Annotated in this window: 20 protein-coding genes and 1 CRISPR repeat array; of the genes, 4 read left to right on the top strand and 16 right to left on the bottom strand. The window is 72.9% G+C overall.

Features of this window, described 5'->3' with window-relative positions; all coding sequences use genetic code 11:
- Positions 1–35: 35 nt before the first annotated feature.
- Positions 36–492: direct repeats of the CRISPR family, unit length 29 nt; unit sequence CGGTTCATCCCCGCGTGCGCGGGGAACGG.
- A 60-nt stretch (positions 493–552) separates the two neighbouring features.
- The 11 genes from cas2e to PSR1_RS10610 form a co-directional block, all read right to left on the bottom strand.
- Positions 553–909: a type I-E CRISPR-associated endoribonuclease Cas2e gene (cas2e, locus tag PSR1_RS10660; protein WP_082100214.1), complete on the bottom strand. Its 357-nt coding sequence runs from the start codon at positions 907–909 to the stop codon at positions 553–555.
- On the bottom strand, positions 890–1,801 hold the full coding sequence (gene cas1e, locus PSR1_RS10655; protein ID WP_059437561.1) for a type I-E CRISPR-associated endonuclease Cas1e: 912 nt from the start codon (positions 1,799–1,801) through the stop codon (positions 890–892). Before cas1e ends, cas2e begins: the two co-directional genes overlap by 20 nt.
- On the bottom strand, positions 1,801–2,538 hold the full coding sequence (gene cas6e, locus PSR1_RS10650; protein ID WP_082100212.1) for a type I-E CRISPR-associated protein Cas6/Cse3/CasE: 738 nt from the start codon (positions 2,536–2,538) through the stop codon (positions 1,801–1,803). The genes cas1e and cas6e overlap by 1 nt, the downstream gene beginning before the upstream one ends.
- Positions 2,519–3,319: a type I-E CRISPR-associated protein Cas5/CasD gene (gene cas5e / locus PSR1_RS10645; protein WP_059437559.1), complete on the bottom strand. Its 801-nt coding sequence runs from the start codon at positions 3,317–3,319 to the stop codon at positions 2,519–2,521. Before cas5e ends, cas6e begins: the two co-directional genes overlap by 20 nt.
- 2 nt (positions 3,320–3,321) lie before the next feature.
- The gene (gene cas7e, locus PSR1_RS10640) at positions 3,322–4,359 is read right to left on the bottom strand and encodes a type I-E CRISPR-associated protein Cas7/Cse4/CasC (protein WP_059437558.1); all 1,038 of its coding nucleotides are present in this window, start codon (positions 4,357–4,359) and stop codon (positions 3,322–3,324) included.
- Between the two features lie 37 nt (positions 4,360–4,396).
- On the bottom strand, positions 4,397–4,936 hold the full coding sequence (gene casB, locus PSR1_RS10635; RefSeq protein WP_059437557.1) for a type I-E CRISPR-associated protein Cse2/CasB: 540 nt from the start codon (positions 4,934–4,936) through the stop codon (positions 4,397–4,399).
- Positions 4,933–6,663: a type I-E CRISPR-associated protein Cse1/CasA gene (casA, locus tag PSR1_RS10630; protein ID WP_160309023.1), complete on the bottom strand. Its 1,731-nt coding sequence runs from the start codon at positions 6,661–6,663 to the stop codon at positions 4,933–4,935. The genes casB and casA overlap by 4 nt, the downstream gene beginning before the upstream one ends.
- Positions 6,552–9,308, bottom strand: coding sequence for a CRISPR-associated helicase/endonuclease Cas3 (locus PSR1_RS10625; protein ID WP_059437555.1), 2,757 nt, complete (start codon positions 9,306–9,308; stop codon positions 6,552–6,554). The genes casA and PSR1_RS10625 overlap by 112 nt, the downstream gene beginning before the upstream one ends.
- Before the next feature lie 179 nt (positions 9,309–9,487).
- Complete coding sequence (locus PSR1_RS10620) at positions 9,488–9,901, bottom strand: thioesterase family protein (protein WP_011419798.1); 414 nt, start codon at positions 9,899–9,901, stop codon at positions 9,488–9,490.
- A 43-nt stretch (positions 9,902–9,944) separates the two neighbouring features.
- Complete coding sequence (locus PSR1_RS10615) at positions 9,945–10,193, bottom strand: Lrp/AsnC ligand binding domain-containing protein (RefSeq protein ID WP_011419797.1); 249 nt, start codon at positions 10,191–10,193, stop codon at positions 9,945–9,947.
- An 81-nt stretch (positions 10,194–10,274) separates the two neighbouring features.
- Positions 10,275–11,204 (bottom strand): DNA-3-methyladenine glycosylase, encoded by a 930-nt coding sequence (locus PSR1_RS10610; protein WP_059437554.1) that lies wholly within the window; start codon positions 11,202–11,204, stop codon positions 10,275–10,277.
- Positions 11,205–11,550: 346 nt separating this feature from the next.
- Between PSR1_RS10610 and PSR1_RS10605 the strand changes: the two genes are divergently transcribed.
- A complete protein-coding gene (locus PSR1_RS10605; RefSeq protein WP_237757911.1) occupies positions 11,551–12,666 on the top strand; it encodes a BamA/TamA family outer membrane protein in 1,116 nt (371 codons plus the stop codon).
- A gap of 144 nt (positions 12,667–12,810) precedes the next feature.
- Here the strand turns inward: PSR1_RS10605 and secA are convergent, their stop codons facing one another.
- Positions 12,811–15,648 carry a preprotein translocase subunit SecA gene (secA, locus tag PSR1_RS10600; RefSeq protein ID WP_193388351.1) on the bottom strand — a complete coding sequence of 946 codons (2,838 nt, stop codon included), beginning with the start codon at positions 15,646–15,648 and terminating at the stop codon, positions 12,811–12,813.
- A gap of 260 nt (positions 15,649–15,908) precedes the next feature.
- On the opposite strand from secA, the gene PSR1_RS10595 reads away from it, so the two are divergent.
- A complete protein-coding gene (locus PSR1_RS10595) occupies positions 15,909–16,595 on the top strand; it encodes a CHAP domain-containing protein (RefSeq protein ID WP_059437551.1) in 687 nt (228 codons plus the stop codon).
- Positions 16,596–16,809: 214 nt separating this feature from the next.
- Here the strand turns inward: PSR1_RS10595 and PSR1_RS10590 are convergent, their stop codons facing one another.
- The 4 genes from PSR1_RS10590 to PSR1_RS10575 all read right to left on the bottom strand — a co-directional run bounded on the left by PSR1_RS10590 (position 16,810) and on the right by PSR1_RS10575 (position 21,597).
- A complete protein-coding gene (locus PSR1_RS10590; protein ID WP_059437550.1) occupies positions 16,810–17,727 on the bottom strand; it encodes a M23 family metallopeptidase in 918 nt (305 codons plus the stop codon).
- Positions 17,728–17,921: 194 nt separating this feature from the next.
- Positions 17,922–18,764 (bottom strand): Stp1/IreP family PP2C-type Ser/Thr phosphatase, encoded by an 843-nt coding sequence (locus PSR1_RS10585; RefSeq protein WP_059437562.1) that lies wholly within the window; start codon positions 18,762–18,764, stop codon positions 17,922–17,924.
- Between the two features lie 97 nt (positions 18,765–18,861).
- The gene (gene recN, locus PSR1_RS10580; protein WP_059437549.1) at positions 18,862–20,682 is read right to left on the bottom strand and encodes a DNA repair protein RecN; all 1,821 of its coding nucleotides are present in this window, start codon (positions 20,680–20,682) and stop codon (positions 18,862–18,864) included.
- Positions 20,683–20,757: 75 nt separating this feature from the next.
- On the bottom strand, positions 20,758–21,597 hold the full coding sequence (locus PSR1_RS10575; protein WP_237757910.1) for an NAD(+)/NADH kinase: 840 nt from the start codon (positions 21,595–21,597) through the stop codon (positions 20,758–20,760).
- A 24-nt stretch (positions 21,598–21,621) separates the two neighbouring features.
- On the opposite strand from PSR1_RS10575, the gene PSR1_RS10570 reads away from it, so the two are divergent.
- Both PSR1_RS10570 and PSR1_RS10565 read left to right on the top strand, forming a co-directional pair.
- Positions 21,622–22,935 (top strand): replication-associated recombination protein A, encoded by a 1,314-nt coding sequence (locus tag PSR1_RS10570; RefSeq protein ID WP_059437547.1) that lies wholly within the window; start codon positions 21,622–21,624, stop codon positions 22,933–22,935.
- Positions 22,936–22,969: 34 nt separating this feature from the next.
- Positions 22,970–23,611 (top strand): YqiA/YcfP family alpha/beta fold hydrolase, encoded by a 642-nt coding sequence (locus PSR1_RS10565; protein ID WP_059437546.1) that lies wholly within the window; start codon positions 22,970–22,972, stop codon positions 23,609–23,611.
- The last annotated feature ends 100 nt before the right edge of the window (positions 23,612–23,711 follow it).

The following is a 23,711-nucleotide window of genomic DNA, read 5'->3' as shown; positions in this document are numbered from 1 at the left end:
CGGGCCTCCCGTCTCGCCTCCTCCGCGTAGGCCAGGGGTTCATCCCCGCGTGCGCGGGGAACGGGTACCTGCTGTTGCCGAACCGCCAGATCCCCGACGGTTCATCCCCGCGTGCGCGGGGAACGGATCGCCGCCTCGCTGACGACCTCGTGGCAGACCGGTTCATCCCCGCGTGCGCGGGGAACGGACGACCAGGCCGCTTGCGGACTGGGCCAGGGACGGTTCATCCCCGCGTGCGCGGGGAACGGTCCTGATGGCGACAGACTGGGAGCCATACGAGCGGTTCATCCCCGCGTGCGCGGGGAACGGGCGTACTTGGGCGACGCCGACCCCGTTGTCGCCGGTTCATCCCCGCGTGCGCGGGGAACGGCCCTCCCGGAGGGCCTTTTTTTTAGTGGGAAACGGTTCATCCCCGCGTGCGCGGGGAACGGCGCCACCGCGAGCGGTACGCTTCACGCTGCGCCGGTTCATCCCCGCGTGCGCGGGGAACGGACTTCTGAAGAACAGAGGAATTCTATTGGGTTGATGTCAAAGAGCAACGCCACCGAGCTGCTACCTGCTCCTCGGTCCAGGCTTCCCCAGGCCAAAGCCCGGGGGCGGTGGCAAGGTCGGGGCCTGCTCGGCGGTGACGACGTCTGGCCCGAACGCAACCAGCTTCAGCCCGTCGAAGTCGACCGGGATCCTGCGGTTCGGTCCGAGGGTCGCGAGCTCGAAGCCGGACTCGTTGTTCGCGCTCCAGGCGGCGATGGCGTTACCGCTCCCGATCGCGCCTTCGACCTGCGCCCAGAGCATCTCGCGGACGCGCTTCGACACGTCCCCGACGTAGACCCCTGCGCGCACCTGGAGCAACCAGCAGGCGAGCCGGCCCCGCAGCCGCTCCGGTGCGTTCTCAACCACGATGACCAGCATCGCCGATCCCTCCCGCGCTCGGGATCGCCGGCGGGAGCTGGTCCGGCGCCGCCTCCGGCTTCTCGATGCCGGCCGCCTGGAGGATCTCCTCGATGAGCGGGATGAGCCGGTCCAGGAGCTTCGACTGCCTGAACACGTTCCTGCAGGCGAGCCGCACGACGCGCTCCGGCTCGACCGGAACCTTCGCCGCCTGCTCGAACGCGACCGGCACGACCGTGTCGAACTTCACGATGTCCGCGACGTCGTAGACGAACGAAAGCGGCTTGCCGGTGTGAATGAAGCCGATGGCCGGCGCATACCCGGCGGCGAGCACGGCGGCCTCGGTGATCCCGTACAGGCAGGCGGTCGCCGCGCTGAGACACCGGTTGGGAAGATCTCCTGACTCCCAGGTTGCGGCGTCGTAGTCTCGCTTCTCCCAGTGCACGCCGTACTTGCGCCCGAGCTGCTTGTACGTCTCGCGCACGCGCGCGCCCTCGATGCCTCGGAGCTGCTCGATGCTGCGGCGCGCGGGCGGCTCCTCGCCGAACCGCAGGGCGTACATCTTGCGGACCACCTTCAGCCTCAGGTCGTCGTCGAGCGCGAGCCGCGCCTGGAACAACAACCGGTCGCTGCGCGCACCGCCGGGCTGGCCCGCCGCGTAGAGGCGCACGCCGCCTTCGCCCACCCAGACCAGGAGCGTCCCGACCCGGCTCGCGAGCGCGATCGCCGCGTGGGAGACCCGCGTTCCGGGCTCGAGCATGATGCACGCGACGCTCCCGACCGGGATGTGCGTCCGGATGCCGTTCTTGTCGACGAGGACGAACGCACCGTCCAGGACGTCCAGGTTGCCGTACTCGAGGAACACGAGCGATACGCGCTCCTTGAGCTGGATCGGCCCGGGCGGCGGGAGCACTACGCCCTCCGCAGCAGCATGAGCCCGCAGCCGAACGCCTTCTGCGGGCCGAACCCGGCGCGGACCTGCGCGAGGAACGCCTCCGGGTCGGTCACCTCCAGCGTCCCCTCGAAGTCGAGCGTGCTGAACCGGATGGGCGACGTGCCGCGGCGTGCGATGCGGTGCTGGCGGTAGCCCTCGACGCGCACGGCGGTCCGGGGCCCCTCCTCGATCAGTCCGTCGTCTCCGATGCGCTCCACCACGGTCTCGACCAGCCGGAACCCGGCGCGCGTTCCCTGCCTCGCGAGCCAGGCCGTGCCGGCGGACGCGATCCGCTCGGTGAGCTCCCGGACCGGACGCCCTTCGCGCTTCAAGGACGCGGTCAGGTCCATCACCACGTCGTGCCGCCGGGCGCGCCCGCTTGCCCGTCCTTCCAGCCTCTCGGCGCGCCGCACCACGGGGCTCGCGCGCAGGCGGAAGCCGAGCCGCTGGCCGGCGCGCAGCGCGGGCTCGAAACGCTTCGCCTCCACGCGCCACGTCCCGTCCGTCGATGCGTCGGGAGCGTGCGCGGACAGGACCAGGAACGTCGGCCTGCCGGAGGCATCCTCGGCGCGGAAGAGGAAGTCCCGCTTCTGCTCCGGGCTGCGGCTCAGGAGGTTCCAGAGCGCTCGATGGGCTCCGTACGGCTGCGACACCTCGCGCCAGAACGCCTCGCGCTCCGCGGCGCGTGGGCCCAGCTCAATCCTGCTCAGGAACATGGCGTCCTCGCTCCTCGGGCGTCCAGGCCCGCTGGTGCTCTTGCCGCTCGGTGAACTGCCAGCGGCTCCGGCTGATCACGCGATCGCGCCTGCGGGACGTCTGGGCTGGTTCCAGGCCGGGCCAGTCTTCCTCCCACTGGACGGTCCCCTTACCGAGGCCACGCTCCAGCACGGGCGCGACCACCGCGTCGCTCCGGAATACGGCGCGAGCCATGGCCTCGACAGGATGCGCCGCCTCGACGATCTGCGGCTCCAGCGGGAGGTCGAGCGGGCAGCTCTTGCGTCCGAGGTACGGGACGAACCCCGGCCGCCGGAGCGCATCCTGCAGCGGCTCGAGTGGCGGCGACGGGGTCCCCGAGTGCGACCAGAGCGCAACGGTCCAGACGGCGTCCACGCGGTACTGCCGGCTGCTCAGCAGCGTGGAGAGCGCGCGGCGTCCGAACGCGAGCTCGGCCCGGCGGGTGGCGGGGCGGTGCCAGGGCCGGCCGGCCTTCTTCGCAACCGCGGCCTCGGCCCGGAGGAGCTTCTCCTCGGGGCCCTGGGCCGTGTGGAAGTCGATCAGCAGCTCGCCCGGTGCATCGGTCCGGGAGGCGAAGCCGAGCCCGCGATCCAGCGCGGCCAGCGCGTCCGCGTCGTCCCGGCGAATGCGCAGCGCCGCGGCGAGGAGGCCGAGCACGGCGGACCGCGACGGGTGCGGCGTGCTCGGCCGCCGCTCGCCGACGGCGATGTCGCCCCAGGAGGCCAGCGGCCCGTGGAGGCGAAAGCAGAGGAACGAGGCCATCGTCAGGCTTCCGCGAAGAAGTCGAGCACGGCCTTCTTGGTCCCGGTGCCGGCGCTCGCGTCGAAGGACGCGGACGGCACGGCGTCCCCGTAGATGGCGTCGAGCTTCTCGCGCGTGTCCTGCAGCGCCTTCACCCCCTGTGCGAGCAGGTCATCGCCGGCGACCGGGCGCAGGAACGCCGCAGCCAGGGATCGCGGCTGCGCGGACCCCTTCTCGACCAGCGCGAAGTGGGCGCGGGAGCGCGAGGCGAAGCTGTTCTGCTTCCCGTTCGGCGCCACCGTGAGGCACGCCTCGCCGAGCGCCCTGAGCGTCTTCTGCACGAGCGTCTCGTCGCCTCCCAGGTTCTCGCCGAGGAGCGCGCGGTCCACGCACACGTACTGGTAGAGCACCGCGGACGCGAACTCCTGGGTCCCGACGTGGCCCGCGCCGGCGTCCTCCTCGTCGGACTTCAGGTCGTCCACCGCGGTGAAGTAGTCGTCCTCGATGGCGACCTTGTGGATGGAGATTGCGTGCGCGACCTGGCACGCGGCCTCGACGTTGAACTCGGCCTTCGCGGCGAGCATCCGGCCGAAGAGCGCGATGTCGGCGGCGCCCTTGGCGTTCCCGACCAGGCTCGCGAGCTCGTCCTCGGTCGGCGCCCGGCCATCCTCTCGCGCCAGCTTCGCCGCGAGCTTCTCGAGGTGACGCTTCTCCTCCGGGGTGACGTGCGCGAGCTGCTCGGTGCGGAGCCCCTCGTCCTTGACCGCGCCGAACTGCGCGGCGAGCTGGCTCGCCAGCTTCTTCGCCTTCTTCTCGTCGAGGCCCTTCTGGAGGATCGGCAGGACCAGGTCGCCGAAGCGCTTGGTCCGGGTGCCCAGGTGCTCTCCCAGCTCGGACTCGAAGGCGGCCGACGTCCGCCACGCCCGCTTCAGGCTCTGGGAGCTCACGCGGAGACGCTGCGACCCGCCGAAGAGCGCTGTCTTGGGCCGGCCCAGGTCGTCGCGGTTGAGGTTGGAGGGCGCGTAGGGCGTCAGGAAATGAAGCTGGAGGAACGTGGTCATGGTTGCGATCTCCGGGGTCGGAATGCGACGGATGCGTTCAAGCCTTCTTCTTGGACGGGAGCGCCTCGTAGTAGTCGCGGGCCCAGCGGGATCGGGTCCGCTCGTCCCAGCGCACGACGTCGATGAACAGCCGGTCCACCGACGCCGAGCGGTCGAGTTGCCGGACGGCACGGACCAGCTCGCGGAGCATGTCGTCCGGCTCCTCATTTCGCAGCAGATGCCTGAACCGGGCGTCGCTCACGGCCGCCCCCTGCGCGTCGCCCTTCGGCCGCGCCATCTGCGACGCAAGCGAGGTGCGCTCCCGCGGCTCCTTCTCGACGTGGGCGAGGACGGCCGCCGCGACGGCAACCCGTCTGGCGTCGCCCTCCCCGAGGCGCGACCCGAGCCACTGGAGGAGCCGGTGGTACGAAGCCGTGAACGCGACGTCCCCGACGGTCCCACACCGCCTCAGCTCGGCCCGTCCGGCCCGGTCCTCGCTGGCCAGGCTCTTCCACCACCGCCAGACGGACGAGGCTGGCTCGGGCGTCGCTTCCTGGCTCGATGCCTCTTGCTCGATCGGCGCTCCGGTCGTGCTCACGGGTGCGGCTCCTTTCCAGGGTTGCGTGCCTTCTTCTGGGGCTTCGCCTTCACCGGCTCGTCGACGGTCAGCCCGAGCGCCTTCCGGAGCCTGGGCCAGGTCGGATGCGTGAACTGCTGGAGGTCCCGGCGCGCCAGCACGATGCGCTGCAGGTCCGGTGCGGCGATGTCCGCCACGAGAGGCACGAGGGAGTCGAACAGCTCGAGGGCGGCGCGGTGAAGCGCCTCCAGCCACGCTTCGCACGCCGCGTCCCTCGCCTTCGCGTCGTCCGCTTCGAGGGCCACCTTCAGAGCGTGGACTGCATCGAAGAACGCAGGCTCCGTCCGCGACCAGAATGCGGGATTCACGCGGTCGAAGACGTCGAGATCTCCGGGGCGGTCGCTCCAGGCCGCCTTCACCTGGAACGAGAGCGTCCTCCGGATCTCCTCGCTCGCCGAGACGAGCGCCTCGACGTCCGCGCCGAACTGATCGGGAAGCACGCTCGTGGCGATGAGCGGCGTCTCCGCGCGCGACCACCGCAGCGGCTTCATGTTGTTCATCGCGTAGCCGAACGCCGCGAGCCGCGCGTGCGGCACCAGTTCCCGGCGGCGGCTGTTCGCGAAGTAGCTGACGACGGTCGCCGGCCTCCGCTCTTCGCCGCCGGTCACCAGCTGCGGCCAGTCGCGGTAAGGGAGCCCGTCGGCGGAGGCCTTCTTCGGATTCCAGGGCTCGCCTGGCTTGAGGAGCTTGTACGGCGTCCATGGGTGGCGGAAGTCGCCTTTGTAGTTCGTGCCCTCGGGCCGGCCGAGATAGGCGCGCACCACCGGCACATCTCGCGCGCCGGTCACGGAGCACGTCCCCCGCGCGTCGCGCTCGAACACCAGGCGGATCCGTCGCGGGAGCCCCCAGAGGTGCTGCAGCGGGTGAATGCTCTTGGGAGGGGGCTTCGCCTTGGTCCGCGCCATCCAGGGGAACGTCGCGGGGGCAGCGTCGACCGACTCGTCCCCCGGGACGCGCGCCTCGAACTCCGGCCGCGGCAGCACGTTCAGCCAGGCGGATCGCCAGAGGTCGTCGCCGGCGATGAGGGTCGTGAGCGGTCCGCCGCCTCGCAGGGACGTGAACTGTCCGCGGCCGCCGCTGGGCGCATACGTCTGCATCGCCATGAGCGCGGCGGCGGCGGCGGGGTACCCCAGCTCCGGGAAGAGCGCCGGCTTCGCGAACAGGCTGGGGCCTTCCGAAAGCCCGCTCTCGCCGATCCGATCGACCAGGAGGGCTCCGATCGGCTCGGTGCTGGCCTTCGGGTCCTTGGCGACGGTCAGGTCCTGCATGAACCGTGGCCCGTCCCCGTCCAGGAAGAAGGCGTCGCGCACCGCGTCCAGGCGCTTCAACAGCACCTTCACCGGCGGTGGCTCCTTGAACTCCTTCTCCCATGCGCGCTCCGTGGCAGGCGCCGCAGCCGTCTGAAGGAGGCCGATCAGGAACTCCAGCAGCGCGCCGTCGAAGTCCGGCCGCGGGCTCGCCACGCGCAAGGGCGGGTCGTCCCGTTCCGCGATCTCCGCGGGCGCGATCATCTCGATCCGTCCGCTTCGCCGCTCGACCGGGATCCACCGCTCGTCGATCAGGTTGTAGGCCACGCTCACTCCCCCTCCTCGATCTCGAGACCACGCTGCTTCGAGTACGCGACGCGAACCGGGACCCGGGTCACTTCCCGGTTCCGGGCCCGCTCGCCGAAGGCCTTCCCGATCCACCGGCCGTCTCCGTCCGGCCGGAGGACGAGCGTGACCGTGTCGTCGTCCACGAACGGCTGGGTCGCCTCCAGCGCGGCGCGCTCGGCCTCGTCGCCGGTGCCTGGACCCGCGACGAGGCGGCGTGCGACCCCGAGCTGGCTGAGCTGCCAGAGGGGCCGGCCGGCGTCGTCGACGAACAGGGCGCGCGCGCCCGCGGGCTGCGCGAGCGCCAGCCGGACGGTCGTGGTCGGCTCGCCGAGACGCGTGGGCGTCCTGGCCTCGCTCGACCAGTCGGCCCCCTCCCGCAGGTATCCGAGGTCCAGCTTCAGCACCGCGTTCTGCGCCACGCCCGCGTGCGCGAGGGCCGCGCCCTGCGCAGCGTTGGCCCGCGCGTCGAGCGTGGGCGGGACGGCTTCGTCGCCGTACACGGCCTCCACGAGCGCCCGGGCATCGGCGGGCAGGACGATCGCCTTGCGGCGCGCCAGCTCCCGCGCGGTGCGCCACAGCACGCCAGGATCCGGGTACACGCGCGCGGTGCGCTGGAACGGAGACGCGAGCCAGGATCTCGGCGGATCCTCGGACCAGGCCGGCGCCAGCAGGTGGAGGACGGGCGGCGGTCGCGTGGTGGCGCGCGCGTGGCGCTGCAGCCGCCCGGCCCGCTGGATCAGGCGATCGACGGGGCTGAGGTCGCTCACCATCGCGTCGAAGTCGATGTCGAGCGACTGCTCGACCACCTGCGTGGCGACGATCACATGCCCGGCGCGCGCCGCGTCGGTGCCGTCCTTCCCGAAGCGCCGCAGCACATCCTGCTCGATCCGGAGCCGGTCGCCGAGGGCGAAGCGCGCGTGGAACAGGGTCGCGTTCTGCTGGCCGAGCACCGCCGCGATGGCCTCGAATCCCTCGATCGCGTCCTTGACGCTGTTCCGGATCCAGCAGGCGCACCCGCCCGCGCGCGCAGTCGAGGCCAGGAGGCGAACGGCGTCGACCACCGAGCCACACCACTCGACGGGGATGGTCCTCGGCGCACCCGCCCTCGGCTCCACCGGCCGCTCCACGACCGTCCCCTGGGAGCCGATGGCGGAGAGCAGCGGATAGGCGCCGCTGGCCGGTAGACGCGCGACCCGGCCGCCGAGCCCCTGCGAGAACGCGCGGGCCAGGATGCGACGCTGCTCGAGCGGAAGCGTCGCGCTGAGCAGGATCGCGCTCCCGCCCAGCGCGGCGTGGATGCGCAGCAGCCCGGCCAGCACGCCCAGCATGTACGCGTCGCAGGCGTGGACCTCGTCCACGACGAGGACGTGCCGGTGGAGCCCGAGGAGCCGGAGCGCCGCGTGCTTGCTCTGGAGCGCGGCGAGGAGCGCCTGGTCGATGGTCCCGACCCCGAGGTCCGCCAGCAGCGCCTTCTTGCGGCCGTCCGCCAGCCACGCGGCCGCCGTCCGGCTGGCGGTGGGCTGCTCGTCGCGCCCGCAGGACGCGTCCCGCGCTCCCCCCGCGATCGCGATCCGGTCGCGCTCGGTGAGCTGGGGACCGCTGTGCGTGAGGAGGTAGGAGGCCGGCCCGTCGAAGAGGACGTCCAGGAGCTGCGCGACGCGCGCGTGCATGGCGTTCGCCGTCGCCATCGTCGGCAGCGCGAAGAACAGCCCGTCCGCGCGGCCCTCGGAGAGGAGGCGGTGCGCCAGCACCAGCGCCGCCTCGGTCTTCCCCGCTCCGGTGAGGTCCTCCAGGACGAAGAGCTGGGGTCCATCCGGGATCGCGATCTCGAGGGCGGCCCGCTGCAGCGGCGTGGGTTCGACGATGCTCGGGAAGAGTTCGGCGATTCCGGTGAAGGGCCTGGAGGCAGTGCCGGCCACGCCGCTCGCCGCGACCGCACGGCGCGCAGCCTCCCGCGCCCGGGGCCAGTACGTCGGCAGCGGCAGCGGCTCGTTCTGGTACGGAAACCACCGCGTGTCGGACCCGAGCCAGTCGCAGAGGATCGCGAACCCCGCGATCCACCACGAGGTCCGCCGGCTGCGAGCGATCAGGTCATCGACGTCGTGGAGTCCGCTCGCGAGCGGGCCCGGCCGGAGCAGGTCCCTGACGGCCACTGCGAAGCCCGCGGCGTCCTCGCGGCTCCGGGAGAGGGGGGATCCCGGGTGCGCCTTGAACACCGTGGACGGCAGCGGGCGCTCCTCCGGCGGCTTCCCGTGGTGGCCCAGCGCCGCGGCCATCCAGCTCTGGAGGACGTCCGCGAGATCGTCTCGGGGCAGGGGCTCGCCGCACACCGTGACCGGAAGGAGCTCCGGCAGGAGGTGCGCTTCGCGGTGATCCGGTGCTCGGCGCGCCCAGCTTCGCCAGAGCAGGTATCCGAGGCTGTCGTGGCGGATGTCGGACCCACGGGGCGCTCGCTCACCCTGGAGCGCCGCCACCACCTCTGGCATCTGGTCCTGAAACGGTTCGGAGAACTTCCCGAGGTCGTGCAGCGCGAGCAGGTACGGAACGCTCGAGCGCAGGCTCTCGGCGGTGAACCCCGACAGCCCCGCGATGCGTCGGAGCCAGCGGGGATCGCGCTCGAGGAGCTCGGACGCGACCGCCGCCACATCGAGCGAGTGGTACGCGAGGCGATGGAAGGGGGCGGCCTGGTCCTCGGCGCGCGCCTTCCCCCAGTAATCGAGGTAGCCGTCGTCGCTCAACGCTCCTCCAGTCGAGGAGCTCGAGCATCACCGCCGGACGGACATGCGCTGCACGCCGACGCTCCCACGTACCCACCTCCCGGTGAGCGTGGAACGTCGAGCAGGGCCACTGTGACCGGGAGTGATCCGTCGCCCGCGCCCGGGTCGACGCGGACCCGAGCACCCCGGCGCCGTCGCCCCTACACCCGGTGCTTCTCGAACGCCGCGCGGATCTCCGGCGGGATGGGCGCCTTCTTCCAGGCGGGGACCTCGATGCAGCAGAGCACGATCGTCGAGCTCGCCGCCGCGTCGGCCTCGTTGGGCCGGAAGACGTCGTAGCGGATCGAGATCGAGTGCGCGCCGATGTGCAGCGTGGTGAGCTGGATCGTCACCGCGTCGCCGTGCTGCAGCGGCTTCTCGAAGTCGGTCTCGATGCGCACCACCGGCAGCGCCACCTTGAGCTGGTCGCCGAGATCCCAGAACGGGATGCCGACCTCGGCGGTGAAGAAGTCCTCCAGCGCGCGGTGGAAGAAGTCGTAGAAGCGGGGGAAGTACACGATCCCGGCGCGATCGACGTCGGGGTGGCGGACCGGCTGGCGGATGCGGAAGGCCATGGCTCCTCGTCCTCTCGGCGATGCGGGCGGTGCGGGCTGCGCGTCAGGCGAGCGGCTTGAACGCGCGGAAGGCGAGCAGCGTCTCGGTGTCGCGGACGCCGGCCACCTTCTGGACCTGGTCGGGGATGAGATCTCCGAAGGCGTCGTACTCGGGGGCGTAGAGCTTCACCAGCAGATCCCAGGTGCCGGTGACGGAGTGGACCTCGGACACGCCCTCGATCTCCATGAGCGCGTTCGCCACCTCCTCGATGCGGCCCAGCTCGCACTTCACCAGCACGAACGCTGCCTTCATGTCGCCTCCGGTCGAGTCCGATCTTCTACCATTTCCCCGGCCGGGCGGTGCCGCGCCGGCGGCATCCCGCGCGGGCGCGGGTCAGGGCCAGCTCGGCGCGTCGCCGTGCCAGTCGGCGGTCACCTCCAGCCACATGGCCAGCCCGGCCCACCTTCCGTAGGGCGCGAACCAGCGGCGCAGCGTGCGATCGGCCGGGGGCCGGCGTTTCCCCCGGAGGCGTGCGAGCTTGGGGCGCGTCCACGAGTCGAGCGCGAGGTGGTCGTGGCGACCGAGCAGGCGCAGCAGGTGCTCGGTCGCGTACGGCCCGAACCCCTTCAGCTCCGAGATCCGGCGGCCGAGCGCGTCGGTGTCGAGCGGCGAGCGCCGCAGCCCCTCGAGCTCGAGCGTCCCGTCCGCCGCGCCGCGGGCCAGGGCCAGCAGGAACGGCGCGCGGTAGCCGGCGCGGATCTCCTCCCGGTAGAAGCGCTCGGTCCGCGCGGCCATGGCCTCGGGGGTGGGGAAGGCGCGCGTGCCGAGCGGCCCGGGCTCGCCCAGCGTCTCGCACAGGCGCGTCACCATCGACCGGGTGAGCGCCCACGAGCAGTTCGTGGTGCAGAGCGTCTTCACCGCGTCCTCGTACACGGTGGGTGACCGGAGCAGCCGGCCTGCGCCGCGCGCGAGCGCCCAGCGGAGGTCGGGCAGGTCCCGGCCCTTCCCGGCCGCGCGGCGGCGCTCGAGCTCCGCCGCGAGCGCCTGGAACGGCCCGAGGTCCTCGTCGAGCGCGAGGCAGGCGCCGAGCAGCGCGCGCGCCTCGCGCGCCTCGGCGGCGCCGAGCCGTCCCTGCGCGAACGCGCGGAACGCGAGGCGGCCGGGCTCCCCCTCGGCCACCTCCGCGTACGCGACGCGTGCGCCGGACAGCCGCAGGGGCCGCCCGAGCACGCGGCGGGCCTCGTCCCAGCGCCACGGCGGCAGGTCGTACCAGCCGTGGCTCCGGACGGTGAGGACGAGGTCAAACGGCTCGGGCACTTGCATCGCTCACCCTGCGGGGGCCCCTGCGGGCCCCCATCGTGGAACCGACCATCGGCGGAGCTTCTACCATCGAAGGCGGAGCAGGCGGCCGTGGCCACCTCGAAGGATGCGGGTGAGGGGCTGCAGGTCCTCGAGGCGAGGAACGCGCGCGGGCGATCCACCGCGCCCACGTCCGCCGACGAGAACCCGGCGGCCGGGCGGCGCCGGTGATAGCCTCTCGCGGCCGATGCGCCTCGCCGCCCGGCCCCGCCCTCGCCCTGCTGCTGCTCTCCACGCCGCCGCCCGCGCCGCCGCGGCCCCGCCCCCCGCCCCCGCGCCTGCGGCCGGACCCGCCTCGGCCGGCGCCGCCGTGGCGGCCGAGGCCGCCGGCGCGAGCGCGTCGGACAACCCGCCGCCCGCCGCCGAGCCGGGGGAGCGCACCGCCGAGACGGCCGCGCACCCGCAGGGCCACGTGGCCGCCGCGGAGGCGCAGCGCCACGGAAACCGCTGGTTCGCGCTGCCGGTGCTGTTCTGGCTGCCGGAGACGCGGCTCGGCTTCGGCGCCACCGGCGGCCTGCACCTCGATCTGCGCGGCGCGCCCCGGCCCTCGAGCGTGTTCGTGGGCGCGGTCTACACGCTGGAGCGGCAAGGGTCGGTGGACGTCGCGGGCGAGATCTACCTGCCGAACGGCATGCTCCTGAGCGGCCGCACGCGCGTGGTCCACTTCCCGGATGTCTTCTACGGGATCGGGCCCCACACCACCGCCGACGACCGCGAGAAGTTCACCCGCCGCGGCGCCGAGGCGGTCGTCACCGCCGAGCTGCCGGTGCTGCCCAACCTCCGCATCGGGCCGCGGGTGGACCTGCGCGCCGAGGAGATCCAGGACCGCGAGCCGGGCGGCCTGCTGGCGCGCGGCACGGTGGCGGGCTGGGACGGGTACACCGCGGCGGCCGCCGGCGCGAGCGCCACCTACGACACGCGCGACAGCACGTTCTGGCCGATGCGCGGGACGGTGCTGCAGGCCTGGTACGTGTACGCGCCGGCGGCGCTGGGGCGGCGGCACGCCACCTTCGGCCGCGGCGTGGCCGAGGCGCGCCACTTCGTGCCGCTCGGCCACCGCCGCGTGCTCGGCCTGCACGCCTACGGCGAGGCCGCGCACGGTGAGCCGCCCTTCACGCTGCTGCCGAAGCTCGGCAGCACCCGGTTCCTGCGCGGGATCCGCGAGGGGCGCTACCGCGACCGCGTGGACTGGGTCACGCAGGCGGAGCTCCGCACGCCGGTGGTGGGCCGCCTGGGCGCGGCCGCGTTCGCGGCGGTGGGCGACGTGGCGCCCTCGCTGCGCGCGCTCACGCTGCAGTCGGTGAAGGCCTCCGGCGGCGCCGGTTTGCGGTGGCGCCTCACCGAGGACGGCGCGAACATCCGGGTGGACGTCGCCGCGAGCCGGCTGGGCGTCGAGCTGTACGTGCTGGTGCTGGAGGCGTTCTAGGAACGGCCCGTCATCCGCTCGTGGTTCGACGGGCTCACCACGAGCGGGGCACCACGGTGCGTACGGGGCGACGAGCCGCTCGCGCCGCCAGACCGCGGCGCCCGTCGCGGTCCGTCGCGATGAGCGGCCGGAATCGAGGGGCCGCTAGACCGCGGCCTCGGTCGCGCCGTGGCACTTCTTGTACTTCTTGCCCGAGCCGCACGGGCAGGGGTCGTTGCGGCCGACCTTCGGGTGCTGGCGCACCACGGTCTCCTGCTTGGGCGCGGGCTTCGCGTCGCCGTCGCCGGCGGACTCGGCGTGGCTGGCGGTGATCCGCTGGAGCGCCTTGCGCTGCATGGCCAGGCGCTTCGCCTCGAGCTCCTCGGCGGTCTCCTGGCGGACGAGCTGCAGGCGGAGGAGGTTGCCGATGACCGCGCTCTTCACGCGCCAGGTCATCTGCACGAACATCTCGTAGCCCTCCTTCTTGTACTCCTGCTTCGGATCCTTCTGCCCGTAGCCGCGCAGGCCGATGCCCTGGCGCAGGTGGTCCATCGAGAGCAGGTGGTCCTTCCACTGCTGGTCGATGGCCTGGAGGTACAGGTACTGCTCCCAGCGGCGCAGCACCGGGATTCCCTCGGGGTCCTTCCCGAGCTCCTCCTCCTTGGCCCGGTACAGCTTCTCCACCACGTTGAAGACCTGCTCCTCGAGCGCGCGGCGCGCCTCCTGGGCGCGGCCGACCGGCGGCGTGAACTTCATCTCCACGCCGAACTGCTCGCGGATGTTGGCCGAGAGGCCCTCGAGGTCCCAGTCGGCGACGCGGCTCGGGCAGCTCGCGCCCACCATCTCGACCACCAGGTCCTCGACGAGGTCGAGCATGTGCTCGCCCGCGTCGGCCCAGGTGAACACCTGCTCGTGCCGGGTCTTCTTCTTGGTCTTGGGGTCCTCCTCGTACTCGACCACCGGCACGCCCGCGCCGAAGCCCAGCACCATGCGCCGCAGCCGGTAGATCGACCGGCGCTGCTGGTTCATGACGTCGTCGTACTCGAGCAGGTTCTTCCGGATGTCGAAGTTGTGCGCCTCGACCTTCTTCTGCGCGCCCTCGATGGCCTTGGTGAGCCAGGGGTGCTCGATCTGCTCGCCGTCCTTCATGCCCATGCGGCCCATGAGCCCCTGGATCCGGTCGGACCCGAAGATGCGCATGAGCTCGTCCTCGAGGGACAGGTAGAAGATCGACGAGCCGGGGTCGCCCTGGCGGCCGGCGCGGCCGCGGAGCTGGTTGTCGATGCGGCGGGACTCGTGGCGCTCGGTGCCGACGATGTGCAGGCCGCCGAGCTTCACGACCTCCTCGTGCTCGGTGCTGGTCTGCGCCTTGAGCTTCTCCAGCGCCTGCTCGAGGCGCCGGGCCCAGTCGGCCTTGCGCTCGAGGAACGCCTGCTCCTCCTCGCCCTCCATGGGCGCGTCCGGCTCCGGGCCCACCTCGTGCTTCGCCATCATCTCGGCGTTGCCGCCCAGGATGATGTCGGTGCCGCGGCCGGCCATGTTGGTGGAGATGGTCACCGCGCCCTTGCGGCCGGCCTGCGCGACGATCTCGGCCTCGCGCTGGTGGTGCTTGGCGTTCAGGACGGAGTGCGGCACGCCGCGCCGCTTCAGCAGGGCCGAGACCACCTCGCTCTTCGCCACCGAGACGGTGCCGACCAGCACCGGCTGCCCGGTGCCGTGGCGCTGCTCGATCTCGGTGCAGAGCGCGTCGAACTTCTCGCCCTCGGTCTTGTAGACGACGTCCTCGGAGTCCTTGCGGACGTTCTTCTTGTTCGTCGGGATGACGACGACGTCGATGTTGTAGGTCTTGGCGAACTCCTCCGCCTCGGTGTCCGCGGTGCCGGTCATGCCCGCGAGCTTCGAGTACATGCGGAAGTAGTTCTGGAAGGAGATGGTGGCGAGGGTCTGGTTCTCCGCCTCGATCTTCACGCCCTCCTTCGCCTCGACGGCCTGGTGCAGGCCGTCCGACCAGCGCCGGCCCGGCATGAGGCGGCCGGTGAACTCGTCGACGATGAGGACCTCGCCCTCCTTCACCACGTAGTCCACCTCGTTCCGGTAGAGGTGGTGGGCGCGGAGCGCCTGCTCGACGTGGTGGAGGGTCTCGATCTCCTCGGGCGCGTAGAGGTTCTGGACGGAGAGCTTCTTCTCCATCTTCTCCACGCCCGCGTCGGTCATCACGATGGTGCGGCTCTTCTCGTCCACCGTGAAGTCCTGGTCGCGGATCATCGAGGGGATGACCGCGTTCACCCGCGCGTACAGCTCGGAGGACTCGTCCGACGGGCCGGAGATGATGAGCGGGGTGCGCGCCTCGTCGATGAGGATCGAGTCCACCTCGTCCACGATGGCGAAGTTCAGCTCGCCCTGGACGTAGTCCTGGAGCCGGAACTTCATGTTGTCGCGCAGGTAGTCGAAGCCGAACTCGTTGTTCTGGCCGTAGGTGATGTCCGAGCCGTAGGCCTGCTGGCGCTCGCGGTCGGTGAGGCCGTGCACGATGACGCCGGTGCTGAGCCCGCAGAAGCGGTACAGCCGGCCCATCCACTCGGCGTCGCGCCGGGCCAGGTAGTCGTTCACGGTGACCACGTGCACGCCGCGCCCGGAGAGCGCGTTCAGCACGCAGGGCAGGGTCGCGACCAGCGTCTTGCCCTCGCCGGTCTTCATCTCCGCGATCTTCCCGGAGTGGAGCACCGCGCCGCCGATGAGCTGCACGTCGAAGTGGCGCATGCCGAGCGCGCGGACGCCCGCCTCGCGCACCAGCGCGAACGCCTCCGGCATGAGGTCGTCGAGCGTGCGCCCCTTCTCGCGGACCTGCTGCTTCCACTCGGCCACCAGCCGCGGGAAGTCCTCGTCCCGGAGCGCCTTCATGCGCGGCTCGAGCTCGGCGACCCGCGCCACGAGCGGCCGGAGGCGCTTCAGCTCGCGCTCGTTCTTGGTGCCGAGGACCTTCTTCAGGACGTAGTTGAACATGATCTGCTCGAATCTCCGGTTGGCCCGGTCCCCGCGTGCGGGGGCGCGCACCTGTCCCCCTGACGAAACAGGCGCCCGCTCCGACGCGTTCCGTCGAGCGGGCGCCTCTTCCCTGGCGCGAGGTCACGCCGGACCCGGGCTCCAGGGGCCGCCGAGGCTACCTGCTTAGGTAACGCCGCGCCAGACGAAATCAAATGGGAGGCCCCACGCATGGTTGGCCGCCGTTTTGACAGCCGGAGGGGGCCCTCTACAGTGGCAGCGTGGCCCGCCTCGCCCCGCTCGCGCTCGCGGCCCTCGCGCTCGCCGCCTGCGCCGGCCCGGGCCGGGTCGGCCGGCCGGACCTGACGCCCGGCGGCGACGGCGCACTCGGCGAGCGCCTGGCCGCGCGGGCCGCGTCGCTCGCCGGCGAGCGCGGCGCGTTCCGGGCCGGCGGCGAGCGCTTCAACCCCGACTGCTCCGGCTTCGTCCAGGCCGTCTACCAGGCCGAGGGGATCCCGCTGCGCCGGCTCATGGCGCTCGCGTCGCCGCGCGAGACCTCCGGGGCCGCGGCCGCGTACCAGGCGGTCCGCGCGTACGGGACCGCGTTCGGCGGCGGCGGGCAGTGGCCGGTGCCGGGCGACCTGGTCTTCTTCCACGACACCTACGATCGCGACCGCGACGGCCGCGCCGACGACCCGTTCACGCACGTGGGCGTGGTGGAGCGCGTGCGCGACGGCACGGTGGTGTTCCTCCACCGCGGCGGGCGCGCGGTGGTGCGGGCCGCGCTCACGCCGGCCCGGCCGGACGTCGCGCTCGCGCCCGACGGCACGCGCCTCAACAGCCCGATCCGCGACAAGCGCCCGCCCCTGCGCGGCGGCGCGACGCTGACCGGGCAGCTCTTCGCCGGCTACGGGCGCATCGACCCGGCGCGCGTGCCGCGGGAGGTCGCGCAGGGCGCGGCGCGCTGATCCGGCGGCGCCGGACCGCTCGTGGTTCGACGGGCTCACCACGAGCGGAGCTCGCTCATCCACGGGCGTCCGCCCGCTCATGGTTCGACGGGCTCACCATGAGCGGACACCGGAGGCTCGCCATGAGCGGACTTCAGGGGCTCACCACGAGCGGACCAGAGGCTCGCCATGAGCGGACTTCAGGGGCTCACCACCAGCGGACGTCAGGCCGGGATCACTCGAGGATGAACTTCCTCGGGTTCTCCGGGATGCCGTTCACGCGCACCTCGTAGTGCAGGTGCGGGCCGGTGGAGCGGCCGGTGTTGCCGACGGCGGCCACCTTGTCGCCGCGCTTCACGCGGTCGCCCAGGCGGACGAAGATCTCGGAGAGGTGGGCGTAGCGGGTCTTCACGCCGTAGCCGTGGTCGAGGACCAGCACCTTGCCGTACGCGCCCTCGGTGCCGGAGAACACCACCGTCCCGTCCGACGGCGTGTAGATGGGCTGGCCGTGCGGGGTGGCGATGTCGAGGCCCTGGTGCATCTTCCGCTCGGCCGTGTACGGGTCGATGCGGGTGCCGAAGTCGGAGGTCACCCAGCCGCGCGCGGGCCAGATCGACGGCGTGGAGGCGAGCAGCGAGCGCTGGTCGTCGAAGTACTCCTGCAGCTCGCGCAGGCTCTGCTCCTGGCGCGAGGCCTCGGTCTCGAGCGACCCGAGCTTCCCGGGCAGCGCGGCGATGCTCGCCTCGGCGGCGGGGGCGGGGCCCGGGATCGAGGGCTCGCCCTCGGTGTTGCCCACCGGGCCGATGGCGAGGTTCCGCTCGGGATCCTGGAGCTGCGTCACCGCGGTGCGGAGCTTCGCGTCGAACCGCTCGACGCGGTCGAGGGTGGCCGAGATGTGGGCGACCTTCTCCTGGACCAGGAGGATCTGCGACCGGAGCTGGGCGTTCTCCTCCTTGAGGACGGCGTTCTCGGAGGACGACCCGATCAGGGACAGGTAGTGCCCGAGGACGAGGAGCCCGACCAGCACCACGGCGCCGCCGCCGTAGGCCGCCTTCTTCAGCCACTTCTGGGGGACTCGGAACTTGCGGATCGCCTGCGAGTGGTCGGAGACCACGATGACCGTGAACACCTGGGTCTTGGGCGGTGCCGCCATCCGATCCACGCTCCGTTGGTCCCCGGCCATGCGCCCGAGAAGCTAGCGACGCGGCGCACCGGGATGAACGCCAGTCCCGGAGGTACGGGACCCGAGGGCAGAGCGGTAACAGAGCCCGAAGTTGCCTGTCAAGAAAGGGTTTTGCCCACCTTACCCCAGCCCCGGCCCGTACTCCGCGAGCGGGCGGGCAGGCGTCAGCCGGCCATGACCGGCGCGCGGCCGGCCCGGATCACGATCACGGTGATGTTGTCGTCGCCGCCCCGATCGTTCGCGAGCGCCACCAGGCGCCCCGGCGACTCGTCGACGGGGCATTCGTCCACGATCTGGAGGATCTCGTCGTCGTCCACCAGGTTGGACAGACCGTCGCAGCAGATCACCAGCGCGTCGCCGTCCTCGAGCTCGACGCCCATCAGATCGACCTGGACCTGCGCCTCGAACCCCACCGAACGGGTGATGATGTTCTTGAACCGGCTGTGCTTCGCCTCGTCGGCGCTGATGGTCCCGGCCTTGAGCTGCTCGTTGACGAGCGAGTGGTCCTCGGAGACCTGGTAGATGCGCCCCTCGCGCAGCAGGTAGCAGCGGCTGTCGCCCACGTGCGCGACGAACGCCACCCGGCCGTCGATGAGCGCCGCGGTGACGGTGGTCCCCATCCCGGCGAGCCCGGGATCGTCCTGCGCCGTCTGGAAGATCCGCGCGCAGGCCGCCTCGACCGCGTCTCGCAGCAGGTCGGGGAGCCGGCTGTCCTCGACCCCGTTCGCCCCCTCGAAGACCTCCGGCGAGCCGTCGCGCGCGACGCGGACGGACTCCTGGATGGTCTCGACCGCGAGCCGCGAGGCCGTGCCGCCGCCGGCGTGGCCGCCCATGCCGTCGGCGACCACGTAGAGCCCCAGCGCAGGATCGACCAGGAACGCGTCCTCGTTGTGATCGCGCCGCTGGCCGACGTCCGTGACGCCGTGGGCAGCGATCATCAGGACAGGCGTGGCCGCCACGCGCGGAGCGTACCTTTCCGCAGACTGGGGGGTCAACGCGGATGCCATCGTCTCGCCGAACGCCGCCGCCTGCGTTCGTGACCCCTGGACGGCCCGCTGCGACCACGCGGCGTCCCAGGATTCCCCGGTCGGCCACCGCGGCGGCTCAGCCGGCCCGCACCACCCGGCGCGCCGCGGCCCGGGCGGGCACGGCGCGCCGCCCGCGCTCGGACGCCGCCGGGGGCGCAACGGGCTGGCGAGCGGCCGCCATGAGGGCGGCCGCGTGCTCGAGGGCCGAGGCCGTCACGGTCACGCCGGCCATCATGCGGGCGACCTCCTGCCGGCGCGCCGCGTCCTCCCCGAGCAGCTCGACGCCGGTGTGCGTCCGCCCGCCCGCCACGCGCTTCTCGACGCGGTGGTGCCGGTCGGCGAACGCGGCCACCTGCGGCAGGTGCGTGATGCAGATGACCTGCCGGCCCTTCGAGACGTCGGAGAGCACGCGGCCCATGGCCTCGGCCACGGCGCCGCCGATGCCGGCGTCCACCTCGTCGAACACGTAGGTGGCCACCGGGTCCCGGCGCGAGATGGTCCGCTTCACCGCGAGGAGCAGGCGGGAGAGCTCGCCGCCGGAGGCGATCCGGCCGAGCCCGCGCGGCGGCTCGCCGGGGTTCGGGGCGATGAGGATCTCGGCGCGCTCCGCTCCGGCCGGGCCGAGCAGCTTGCCGCCGACCTCGACGCCCGCCTCGGGCGGCAGCAGCGCCACCTCGAGCCGGCAGCGCCCCATGGCGAGCCCGGCGAGCTCGCGCCGCACCGCCTCCGCGAACGCCTGGGCCGCCTCGGCCCGCGCGCGGGAGAGCGCCGCGGCGAGGCGCGCCGCCTCCCGGCCGCGCTGCTCGATCTCCGCCTGCACCACCGCGACCCGCTCGCCGCCGCCCTGCAGCCGCGCCAGCTCCCCGCGCATCTGGTCGCGGCGCGCGATGGCGCCCTCCAGCGTGCCGCCGTGCTTGCGCGCGAGCGCGCGCAGCAGCTCGTGCCGGTCCTCCACCGCCGCCAGCCGCTCCGGGTCGCCGCCCACCGCCTCGGCGTAGCGCCCCAGCTCGCGCCCGGCCTCCTCCAGCTCCACCGCGGCCGAGCGCAGCAGCCCGAGCGGCGCCTCCAGGCGGCGGTCGAGCAGCGACGCCTCGGCGAGCGCGCGCGCCGCCTGCCCCACCCGCTCCGAGGCGCTCCCCTCCTCGCCGTACGCCAGCGCCTCGGCGGCCCGCGCCGCCTCGCGCAGCTTCTCGGCCGAGGCGAGCACGCGCCGCTCGTCCTCCAGCGCCTCCAGCTCGCCGGGCCTGGGATCGGCCGACTCCAGCTCGCGGAGCTGGAACGCGAGGTAGTCCGCCCGCCGCGCCCGCTCGCCCTCGTCCGCGGCGAGCGCTTCCCGCTCGCGGACGAGGGCGGCGAGCGCCGCGTGCGCGGCGCGGTACCGGAGGAGGGTCGGTTCCGCGCCGTCTTCGGAGATCGCGTCCAGGCCGGCGAACGCGTCGAGCAGCTCGAGGTGCACCGAGGGATCGAGCAGCGACACGTGCTCGTGCTGGCCGGAGATGTCCACCACGCCCCGCAGCGCCGTCTCCAGCATCGAGACGGTGCACAGGGCGCCGTTCACGAAGGCGCGCCCGCGGCCGCCGCGCGCGGCCACGCGCCGCACCAGCAGCTCGCAGCTCGCCGCGCCCGGCTCGGGCCGGACCGGCAGCCCGGCCGCGTCGAGGCGGCCGAACACCGGGTGCGCGGCGGGGAGCTCGAAGAGCGCCTCGACCACCGCCTCGTCCGCGCCCTCGCGCAGCACGTCCGCGGTCATGCGGCCGCCCAGCACGAGGTGGAGCGCGTTCACCAGGATCGACTTGCCGGCCCCGGTCTCGCCGGTGAGGACGTTCAGCCCGGGGCCGAACCGGACCTCCACCGCGTCGACGACGGCGAGGCCGGAGATGCGCAGCGTCGTGAGCATGCGGCCATGATCCACGGCCCCCTGACACTGCGCAAATTTTCAGTGGTCGGCCCGTTCAGGTCGCCGCCGGCGCGATCAGCGCTCGCCCCACCGCAGCTTCGCCCGCAGGATCCCGAAGAAGTCGAGCGACTTGTTCCGCACCAGCAGCACGCGGTTGTAGGACTGCTTCACCTGCACCCGGTCGCCGCGCTCGAGCTTCAGCCCGCTCTGCCCGTCCAGCGTCAGGTACACCTCGCTGTCGTTCACGAGCAGGATCTCGATCTTCTCGTCGTCCGGCACCACCAGCGGCCGCTGCGTGAGCATGTGCGGGCAGATCGGCGCGATGATCACGCCGCGCATGGTGGGGTACATGATGGGCCCGTTCGCCGCGAGCGCGTAGGCGGTCGAGCCGGTGGGCGTCGCGACGATGATGCCGTCCGCCTTGTAGGTCGTGACGTACTCGCCGGAGCAGCGGGTGTCGAGCTCGACCATGCGGGACAGCGCGCCCTTCGCGATCACCACGTCGTTCAGCACCTCGGCGTCGAGCGCGCGCTCGGAGCTGCCGCCGCGGTGCAGGTGCACGCGCAGCTTCATGCGCTCGGACAGCGTGGCGCGCCCGGCCAGCACGTCCTCCAGCGCCGCGTACATGCCGCTCTGCGGGACCTCCGTCATGAAGCCGAGGCTCCCCATGTTCACGCCGAGGATGGGCACCGGGCGGCCGTCGAGCAGGCCGGCGGCGTGGATGAGCGTGCCGTCGCCGCCGAGCACCACCACCAGGTCGGCGGAGCGCGCCACCTCCTGCTCGTCGCGGAGCACCTCGACGCCCTTCCCCTCGAGGAACTGCCCCACGTACACCGCGGTCTCCGACGCCTCGGCGCTCGAGACCTTGTGCACGATCCCCACGCGCTTCGGCACGGGACACGGATGGCCGTCCATGAACGGCATTATATAAGCGGTTTCATGGACCTCTTCGATCGCGCCGTGGCGGACGACCCGAGCGGCAAGCCGCTCGCCGAGCGGATGCGCCCCCGCCGCCTGGAGGATTTCGCCGGCCAGGAGCACGTCCTGGGCCCCGGCACCGCGCTGCGTCGCTCCATCGAGGCGGACCAGGTGCCCTCGCTCATCCTGTGGGGCCCGCCCGGCACCGGGAAGACCACGCTGGCGCGGATCGTGGCGCAGCGGACCGGCGCGGAGTTCGTGCCGTTCAGCGCGGTGCTGGGCGGGGTGAAGGAGATCCGCGAGATCGTGGCCGCGGCGCGCGACCGGCGCCGCATGCACCGCAAGCGCACCATCCTGTTCGTGGACGAGATCCACCGCTTCACCCGCGCGCAGCAGGACGCGTTCCTGCCGCACGTGGAGGACGGGACCATCACGCTCATCGGCGCCACCACCGAGAACCCGTCGTTCGAGGTGAACGCCGCGCTCCTCTCGCGCTGCCGCGTGGCGACGCTGCGGGCGCTCACCGAGGACGAGGTGGCGGCGCTGCTCGACCGCGCCGCGGCGGCGCCGGAGGGGCTGGCGGGCGCGGTCGCGCTCACGCCCGAGGCGCGCGACACCATCGCCCGCCTCAGCTACGGCGACGCGCGCAAGGCGCTGAACGCGCTGGAGGTGTCGGCCGCGGCGGTGCGGCTCGCCGGCCGGCCGGCGGTGGAGAAGGCCGACGCGGAGGAGGCGCTGCAGGCGCGCACCGTCAACTACGACAAGCAGGGCGAGGAGCACTACAACGTCGTCTCCGCGTTCATCAAGTCGCTGCGCGGCTCGGATCCGGACGCCGCGGTCTACTACATGGTGCGGATGCTGGAGGCGGGCGAGGACCCGCGCTTCGTGCTCCGGCGCATGGTGATCTTCGCGTCCGAGGACGTGGGCAACGCGGACCCGCAGGCGCTGCAGGTGGCGGTGGCGGCGCTGCAGGCGGTGGAGCTGGTGGGGCTGCCGGAGGGCGTGCTCCCGATGAGCCAGGCCGCCATCTACCTCGCGCTCGCGCCCAAGTCGAACAGCGCCATCGCCGCCTACGGGAACGCGCGGCGGCTGGTGCGCGAGCGCGGGCCGCTGCCGGTGCCGCTCAAGCTCCGCAACGCGCCCACCAAGCTCATGGAGGGGCTCGGCTACGGCGGCGGGTACCGCTACCCGCACAACTTCGAGGGGCACTACGTGGCCGAGGAGTACCTGCCCGACGCGCTCCGCGGGGAGCAGGTGGTGCAGCTCTCCGAGAGCGGCCTGGAGAAGGTGCTGGCCGAGCGCCTGCGGGCCCTGCGGGAGAAGGCCGGGAAGTAGGGCGGCGCGGGCCCTCCTCGGCTAGGCTGCCCCGATGCTCCTCTACCTGCACGGCTTCGCCTCCGGCCCGTCCTCCACCAAGGCGACCACGCTCGCCGCCCGCTTCGCCGGGATCGGCGTCCCGGTGGACGTGCCGGACCTCACGCCGGGCGAGGGCGGCTTCGAGCGTTCCTCGCCGTCGTCGATGCTGGCGGTGGCGGAGCGGCTGCTCGCGGAGGCGCCGCCGCCGCACGCGGTCATCGGCAGCTCGCTGGGCGGCTACCTCGCGGCGGTGGCGGCCTCGCGCGATCCGTCCATCGAGCGGCTCGTGCTGATGGCCCCGGCGTTCCGGCTGTTCGAGCGCTGGTCGCGCCGGCTCGGGCCGGCCGAGCTCGAGGGCTGGCGCGCGCGGGGGCTGGAGGTGGACCACTTCGCCTCCGGCCGGAAGCGGCGCCTCGGCTGGCAGTTCTTCGAGGACGCGCAGGGCTGGCCCGCGTTCCCCGAGGTGCGGGTGCCCACGCTCTGCATCGCCGGCCGCCGCGACGAGACCATCCCGCTCGAGGACGTGGCCGCGTTCGTCGCGCGCACCCCGGGCGCGCGGCTCGTCGAGGTGGACGACGGGCACGAGCTGACCGGCTCGCTCGACCTCATCTTCGAGGAGGCGCGGGCGTTCCTGCGGCCGGTGACCGGGCGGTAGCGGCCGGCGGCGTCGTCAGCAGGGAGGGGCCCCAGCCGCAAGGCTGGGGAGGGATGCAATCCCTCCCCGCGGGGACCGCTCGCGCGCCCGCGAAGGCGGG

The organism is Anaeromyxobacter sp. PSR-1 (assembly GCF_000964525.1).
In the GTDB taxonomy this organism is placed as follows: Bacteria; Myxococcota; Myxococcia; order Myxococcales; family Anaeromyxobacteraceae; genus Anaeromyxobacter.
The sequence above is the reverse complement of the archived record's forward strand: the minus strand, read 5'-3'. Positions and strand labels throughout refer to the sequence as shown.

Excerpts from the sequence above, each read along its gene's own strand:
- cas2e (WP_082100214.1), bottom strand. The coding sequence starts at position 909 with ATGCTGGTCATCGTGGTTGAGAACGCACCGGAGCGGCTGCGGGGCCGG.
- cas6e (WP_082100212.1), bottom strand. The coding sequence starts at position 2,538 with ATGTTCCTGAGCAGGATTGAGCTGGGCCCACGCGCCGCGGAGCGCGAG.
- cas5e (WP_059437559.1), bottom strand. The coding sequence starts at position 3,319 with ATGGCCTCGTTCCTCTGCTTTCGCCTCCACGGGCCGCTGGCCTCCTGG.
- cas7e (WP_059437558.1), bottom strand. The coding sequence starts at position 4,359 with ATGACCACGTTCCTCCAGCTTCATTTCCTGACGCCCTACGCGCCCTCC.
- PSR1_RS10620 (WP_011419798.1), bottom strand. The coding sequence starts at position 9,901 with ATGGCCTTCCGCATCCGCCAGCCGGTCCGCCACCCCGACGTCGATCGC.
- PSR1_RS10615 (WP_011419797.1), bottom strand. The coding sequence starts at position 10,193 with ATGAAGGCAGCGTTCGTGCTGGTGAAGTGCGAGCTGGGCCGCATCGAG.
- PSR1_RS10610 (WP_059437554.1), bottom strand. The coding sequence starts at position 11,204 with ATGCAAGTGCCCGAGCCGTTTGACCTCGTCCTCACCGTCCGGAGCCAC.
- secA (WP_193388351.1), bottom strand. The coding sequence starts at position 15,648 with ATGTTCAACTACGTCCTGAAGAAGGTCCTCGGCACCAAGAACGAGCGC.
- PSR1_RS10590 (WP_059437550.1), bottom strand. The coding sequence starts at position 17,727 with ATGGCGGCACCGCCCAAGACCCAGGTGTTCACGGTCATCGTGGTCTCC.
- PSR1_RS10585 (WP_059437562.1), bottom strand. The coding sequence starts at position 18,764 with ATGGCATCCGCGTTGACCCCCCAGTCTGCGGAAAGGTACGCTCCGCGC.
- recN (WP_059437549.1), bottom strand. The coding sequence starts at position 20,682 with ATGCTCACGACGCTGCGCATCTCCGGCCTCGCCGTCGTCGACGCGGTG.
- PSR1_RS10575 (WP_237757910.1), bottom strand. The coding sequence starts at position 21,597 with ATGGACGGCCATCCGTGTCCCGTGCCGAAGCGCGTGGGGATCGTGCAC.
- PSR1_RS10570 (WP_059437547.1), top strand. The coding sequence starts at position 21,622 with ATGGACCTCTTCGATCGCGCCGTGGCGGACGACCCGAGCGGCAAGCCG.
- PSR1_RS10565 (WP_059437546.1), top strand. The coding sequence starts at position 22,970 with ATGCTCCTCTACCTGCACGGCTTCGCCTCCGGCCCGTCCTCCACCAAG.